The following is a 6,230-nucleotide window of genomic DNA, read 5'->3' on the forward strand; positions in this document are numbered from 1 at the left end:
GGTCAGGTACCGGATGTCCTCTGTCATGCGCCGAGCCTGCTCAGCAGGTCGGCGTGGTGACGCGCGAGCGCCTCCGCGACGGTGCGCACGCGTGCGCCCTCCTGGCTCAGGTATCGGCGTACGGCATGCAGCGCCACCTCTTCGGGCGGCGGCCCTGGGCGTCGGCGAGGTCGTCGAGGGCGGCCCGCAGGCCGGGGTCGAGGGGCAGACCGAGGAGGGACATGCGCAGACGCTACGGGCCGGGTCGTGGAGGAGGCGAGCGCTTCACGGCCGTCGCTCCCGCAGCCGGGTCGACACCCAGGCCCCGACGAGGGCCACCGCCGCCATCGGCAGGAACACCGCGGTGAAGGCGGCGGGGTGGGAGCCGGAGGCATGGGTGGCCGTGTGGGACACCGCGCCGCCGCCCAGCGCGGCGAAGGCGGCGCCGCCGGCGGACAGCAGGACGACGTTGGAGAGGCCGTCGGAGATCTGGAGGGCCGCGGAGTTGGTGCCGGCCTCCTCAGGGGCGGAGAGCTTGAGCAGGAGCACGCTCGTCGAGGAGATCACGAGCCCCATCCCGAAGCAGCCGAACGCCCAGGCGACGGCCAGGGTCCAGACGGGCACGGACTCGATCAGCACACTCGGCGCCGCGGCGACGGCCACCGCCACCGCCAGCATCCCGACCGTGGTCAGCCGCTCCCGGTACGGCTCCACCCGCGACCGCGACTGCACCCACGAGCCCAGCGCCCACGTCCCCCCGCCCGCGGCGAGCGAGAACCCGGCCAGCGTCGGACTGAGCCCGCGCTGCGTGACGAGCATCAACGCCACGAACGACTCCGCGGCGATGAACGACCCGGCGGCGACGCCGCGCAACAGCACGACCGACGGCAACCCGCGCGCGGCCCGGTACGTGCCGCGCGGGAGCAGCCCGAGCACGGCCGGCACCAGCAGGGCCACGCCGACGGCGCCGGGCAGCAGCGAGAGCGGGCGCAGGTCCTGGGCGGCGTACTGGAGCAGCCCGGCACCGAGGGAGATGCCCAGGGCGAGCCGGATACGCCGACGGTCGAAGGAGGCGGGCGGGCCGGCCGGTGGCGCGGGCCGGTCGCTCGCCCCTGCAGGGTCCGGCGTGACGGGCGGTCGGCGAGAGCGGTCCGTTCCGAGACGGTCCCCGCCTGAGACCTTGGTCGTACGCCTCTCTTCCCGGCCACCCCCTTCACGAGCGGCGGATGGCAGTCGCGTTGCAGCCCACGCGATCCCCTTGAGCCCCACCCCACCCCGCCCTACGGTCACTCCACCGAGTACGAACACGGCCGTGTGCCCGAGTGGTTCAGGGGCTCGCCTGCACCGCATCCATCACCGTGCTCCGCTCGCGGGGAGTTACGTGGGTTCGAATCCCGCCACGGCCTCCAGCGTCAGCGGTGAAGGTGACCGTCGTTCCGACCTCGAAGCTCGCGGTGCACGTGTCGGCCGGGTTCGGCTGCGGATCGTTGGAGGCGTAGGGATCCGTTGGAGGCGTAGGGATCCCACGCCTCCTGGTGGCAGTTGATCCCGGCCGGCCGGTGATGGTGCCGCCGCCCCAGCCGTCACTGCCCTACGCGGGCAACCTCGCCACCACCGGCTCCGCCGGCGCCCCGCTCCTCGCCGGTGCAGGGGCTGCCGCCGCGGTGATCGGTGGCGGTCAGGTCTTCGCCGTACGCCGCCGCAGCGCCTCCAAGTCCGCCTGACGGCAGCCCGTCAGAGCACCCCGCCGGCCTCGTCCTGGAACGCGTCCGTCCAGTAGTGGCGGACCGTTCTGCCGGCGGTCACGCCCGTCGGGTCCACCGTCGACAGGACCTGGAGCATCGTCATGGCCAGCTGGTCGTAGGTGTCGGTCGTCAGCTCGTGGGACGACTGGGCGTCTATCGCGCGCTCACGGTGCAGGAGCCAGAGGGTGAAGGCGAGGGTCGACACGTCCGTGTTGAGCGGGTACAGCCTCGCCTCGGGCTCGCTCCAGTTCAGGACCGCCCCCGTCGCGCCGTCGATGACCAGGCTGTTGTCCTCGACCAGGTGGCCGAGGCGGATCAGTCGGTGGGCACCGGCGGGGAGTTCCGCGGGGGTGTCGCCGTCGGCGTGGTACTCGGCGAGCGTCGCCAGGGGGACGTCCGTGTCCAGGGAGAAGACGTGGGCGTCCTCCGGCAGGCCCACCTCGCGCAGGAAGCGGCGGGTCGGTTCGTGCGTGAGGGTCGCGGGGAAGTCGACGTCCTCGAAGCGGGCCACCTTGCCGGGGCCGAACTCCTGGTCCAGGAGGCGGTGCGGGAGATCCAGGGCGAGACCGGACGCGCCGCCCCGGCCCGCAACCAGGGACAGGGGGCGGATCAGCGCCGCCATCTTCCAGAACGGGGCCGGTTCGCCGTCCGCGCCGTCGCGGAACACCGCGAGCAGGTGCTGGGACGCCTGCGCCACCGCCTTGGGGCCGTAGCGGCCCGTATAGGAGGCGAACTGGCCGCGCAGGCCGGCCAGTTCGTCCGTGGCCTCGGCGAAGCGGACCAGTGTCCGCAGGGAGGGGGCCAGGGGCCGGCGGTCCATCAGGTCGGGGCGGTCGGGCAGGACGTACGTCGTCGAGATCTCGCCCGTCGCGCCGTCCAGCAGGACCGACTCGGTCTCCAGGCCGCCGGGGCCCAGCAGTCCGCCTATCAGCAGCTGTTCGCGCAGTTCCGCCGAGAGGCGGCCGTCGGGGTCGCCCGTTGAGTCGGCGACCGTGCGCAGGCCCTCGCGGCCCAGCTCGGCGAAGCTCAGCACGCCGCTGTCGCAGGGCAGGCCGGGGCCGGTCAGCCAGTGCCGCGTGGACGCGTGCGTCACCCACGGGCCCAGCTCGGACTCGGTCAGGGTGATCACCGCGGAACCGGCGTCGGTCGTAGTCATGGGCTCCCCCGCATGTGCTTGCTCACCGTCCCCTGGCGGAGCACGGCGGACCGCCCGGCGAAGCCCGGCAGCCGTTCCCCACTGCCCAGAACAGTAAGCCCCACCACTGACAACGCCCCGGAACCGCGACGCGCGCCCGAGGACCACGCCGCGTCACCTCATATGACGCTCAGAGCACTCCGGCGCGTTCCCTTTCCGCCGAAATCGCTTTCACTTCGTGGCGCGGCGTCAGTTTCACGAGGGTGCAGTGGAGTCCGGTGCGCGGCGCCCGGGCGGGCCCCGCGGGAGGCACCGGCCTCAGGCCCGTTCCGTCACCACGGCGGCCTGGGGGCGGATCGGGAGGCGGTTCACGGGGCGGCCCGTCGCGGCCCGGACGGCGGACGCGACGGCCGCCGGGGACGTCACCACCGGCACCGCGCTGACCGCCTTGGCCCCGAAGGGGGCGACCACGTCGCGTTCCTCGACCAGCCGGACGATGCGGATGTCGGGCGCGTCGAGGGCGGTCGGAAGGGCGTAACCGGTCAGGTCGGGGTGGCGGACGATGCCGCGCGGCGTGCGCAGGTTCTCCGTGAGGGCGATGCCGACGCCCTGCGTCACGCCCGCCTCGATCCGGGCGGCGAGCTGGGTCGGGTTCAGAACGCGTCCCACGTCCTGGGCGACGGCCAGTTCGACGACCCGCACGGAACCGATCTCGATGTCCACGTCCACCACCGCGCGGATCGCGCAGAAGGCCATGCCCACGAACGCGTCGCCCTGGCCGGTCTCGTCCAGCGGCTCGGTCGGGTGCGGGCGGCACTGGGCGGTGGCCCACAGTTCCTTGCCGTCCAGCGCCTCGGTGACGGTCGTGGAGAGGACCCCGTCGTACGACGTGATCTTGCCGTCGGTGATCTGGAGCAGCTCCGTCGACATGCCGAACTTGTGGGCCAGCGGCTGGAGGAGCTGCGTGCGGACCATCTTCGCCGCGCGTTCCACCGCCCCGCCCGAGACCCAGGTGTGACGTCCGCGGCAGCCCGCGCCCGCCGGGGGCTGGTCGGTGTCGACCGGCGCCACGTGCACCTCGTCGATGCCGAGTGTCTCCTGGACGATCTGCCGGGCCAGGGTGGTGAAGCCCTGGCCGGTCTCGACGGCCGCGCACAGGACCGTCGCGACACCGTCGTGGACCTTCACGGTCGCCGTGGAGACCTCGTCCGCGCCCTCCGCGCCGAGCATGTGCACCATGCCCACGCCGTAGCCCACGCCCCGGCGCACGGCGCCCGGTTCGCCCGCCCCCTCGGGCCCGCCGGGCAGCAGCCACCCGTCCTCGGGCGTGTCCTTGGGCAGCGGCGGCAGCGGGAAGTCCCGTACGGCCTGGAGCAGTTCGGCGACCGGGGCCGGGCAGGTCACGGTCTGGCCGGTCGGCAGCACGTCGCCGGTCGCCAGGGCGTTGCGCAGCCGCACCTCGGCCGGGTCGATGCCGAGTTTCTTGGCGATCTTGTCCATCTGTGCCTCGTAGGCGGCGCAGACCTGCATGGCGCCTTCGCCGCGTACGTGGCCGGACGGGGGGTTGTTGGTGCGCACGGCCCAGCCCTCGATGAAGGCGTTCGGGACGACGTAGGGGCCGCAGGCGAAGGCGACGGCTGCGGCCAGGGCTTCGGAGGAGGTGTCGGCGTAGGCGCCCGCGTCGAGCAGGATCTGTGCCTCGACCTTGACGAGTCTGCCTTCGCCGTCGGCGTGGTGGCGGTAGCGCAGCAGGGTCGGGTGCCGGTGGACGTGGCCGAGGAAGGACTCCTCGCGCGTGGCGGTGAGCTTCACCGGGCAGCCGGTGCGCAGCGCGAGCAGACCGAGCGGGAGCTGGAAGCCCTGGTCCTCGCGGTCGGCGGTGGCGCCGGGGACCCCGGTCACGACGACCTTGACGCGCTCGGGTTCCAGGCCGAACGCGGCGGCGGCCGCGTCGCGGTCTGCGTGCGGGTCGGTGGAGGCGAGGTACAGCTCCACTCCGCCGTCCGGGCGCGGCACGGCAAGGCCGGCCTCGGCGCCGATGGGGGCGGGGTCCTGGCGTCCGATGCGGTAGAGGCCCTCGACGACGATCTCGCCGGCGGCCTCGGGGTCGCCGTGGCGCAGCGGGATGTGGCGGATCAGGTTGCCGTCGGGGTGCAGCGGCTCCGCCTCGAAGGCCTGCTCCGGGTCGGTGACCGGGTCGAGCACCTCGTACTCGACGATGACGGCGGCGGCCGCCATGCGCGCGGTGTCGGGGTGGTCGGCGGCGACGGCGGCGATGGGCTCGCCGTGGTGGCGCACGACCTCGGAGGCGAACACCGGGCGGTCGGCCGTGCCGCGGCCGTGCAACGTGCGGCCGGGGATGTCCTCGTGGGTGACGACGGCGCGGACGCCGGGCATCTCGCGCGCGTGGGTGGTGTCGATCGACAGGATGCGCGCGTGCGGGTGCGGCGAGCGCAGCACGGCCGCCCACAGCAGGCCCTCGGCCCAGAGGTCGGCGGCGTACGGGAACGTGCCCTCCGTCTTGGCGCGGGTGTCGGCGTGCGGGAGCGAGACGCCGATGCCGTGCGGAAGCGGTTCGGGGGCGGGGGCGGCCTCCGCGGCCTGGGCGGTGGCTGCTTCGTTGCTCACGCGTGGCCTCCGTCCTGGCCGTAGGGCTGGTCGTGCGCTTCTGGGGAGTGAGGTTGCGGGGTGTGCGGTTCCGGCGGCGCTCCGAAGGCCGATGCGTTCACGCCACCGGCGCCCGGGCCCGCCTGGTGCGGGATGCGGGGCTCGTCGGAGTCGCCGTCGGCGGGCGCGGAGTGGGCCTGGCGTTCGGCGACGACTTCCTGGACGGCGTCCACCACGCCCCGGTAGCCGGAGCAGCGGCACAGGTTGCCGCACAGTGCCTGGCGGGTCTCCAGCTCGGTGGGCGCCGGGTTGCCCTCCAGGAGGTCGTGCAGGGTCATCGCCATGCCCGGGACGCAGAAGCCGCACTGCACGGCGCCGCAACGCGCGAGCGCCCGCTGCACGTCCGACGGCTGCCCGTCCTTGGCCAGGCCCTCGACGGTACGGACCTCACTGCCGGCGGCGGTCACGGCCGGGACGAGGCAGGACGCCACGAGCCGCCCGTCGACCTGGACGTTGCACGCGCCGCACTCGCCCTGCGAGCAGCCGTCCTTGGCGCCCGCGAGTCCGAGCCGCTCGCGCAGCACGTACAGCAGGGACTCGCCGATCCACGCGTCGCCTACGGGACGGTCGGTGCCGTTGACGCGCAGGACGTAGGAGGCGAGGGGGTGTTCCTCCTGGGGGGCCGCCGGGCCCAGCTCGGCAGCGCGGCGCTGGAACTCGCCCGTCTCCAGCAGCTCCACCACCGCCGTACCGACCGCCGCCGC

At 74.0% G+C, this 6,230-nt stretch carries 4 protein-coding genes, 1 tRNA gene and 1 pseudogene; 2 read left to right on the plus strand and 4 right to left on the minus strand.

Annotated features, from left to right (window positions below; genetic code table 11):
* Positions 1–264: 264 nt before the first annotated feature.
* Positions 265–1,056: pseudogene (locus tag ABZ281_RS33120) on the minus strand (MFS transporter); the annotation flags it as partial.
* 231 nt (positions 1,057–1,287) lie between these two features.
* Between ABZ281_RS33120 and ABZ281_RS33125 the strand changes: the two are divergent.
* Positions 1,288–1,388, plus strand: a tRNA-OTHER gene (locus tag ABZ281_RS33125).
* A gap of 126 nt (positions 1,389–1,514) precedes the next feature.
* Positions 1,515–1,703: a hypothetical protein gene (locus tag ABZ281_RS33130; RefSeq protein WP_356661529.1), complete on the plus strand. Its 189-nt coding sequence runs from the start codon at positions 1,515–1,517 to the stop codon at positions 1,701–1,703.
* A gap of 10 nt (positions 1,704–1,713) precedes the next feature.
* Here ABZ281_RS33130 and ABZ281_RS33135 read toward each other — a convergent pair whose 3' ends face one another.
* From ABZ281_RS33135 to ABZ281_RS33145, 3 genes are all read right to left on the minus strand, one after another.
* Positions 1,714–2,880 (minus strand): SUKH-4 family immunity protein, encoded by a 1,167-nt coding sequence (locus ABZ281_RS33135; RefSeq protein ID WP_356661531.1) that lies wholly within the window; start codon positions 2,878–2,880, stop codon positions 1,714–1,716.
* Positions 2,881–3,177: 297 nt separating this feature from the next.
* Positions 3,178–5,487 carry a molybdopterin cofactor-binding domain-containing protein gene (locus ABZ281_RS33140; protein WP_356661533.1) on the minus strand — a complete coding sequence of 770 codons (2,310 nt, stop codon included), beginning with the start codon at positions 5,485–5,487 and terminating at the stop codon, positions 3,178–3,180.
* Positions 5,484–6,230: 2Fe-2S iron-sulfur cluster-binding protein (locus ABZ281_RS33145; RefSeq protein ID WP_356661535.1), on the minus strand; the 747-nt coding region annotated here is incomplete at its 5' end. The genes ABZ281_RS33140 and ABZ281_RS33145, both read right to left, overlap by 4 nt.

It is taken from the genome of Streptomyces sp. NPDC006265 (genome assembly GCF_040613555.1).
In the GTDB taxonomy this organism is placed as follows: domain Bacteria; phylum Actinomycetota; class Actinomycetes; order Streptomycetales; family Streptomycetaceae; genus Streptomyces.

Excerpts from the sequence above, each read along its gene's own strand:
- ABZ281_RS33135 (WP_356661531.1), bottom strand. The coding sequence starts at position 2,880 with ATGACTACGACCGACGCCGGTTCCGCGGTGATCACCCTGACCGAGTCC.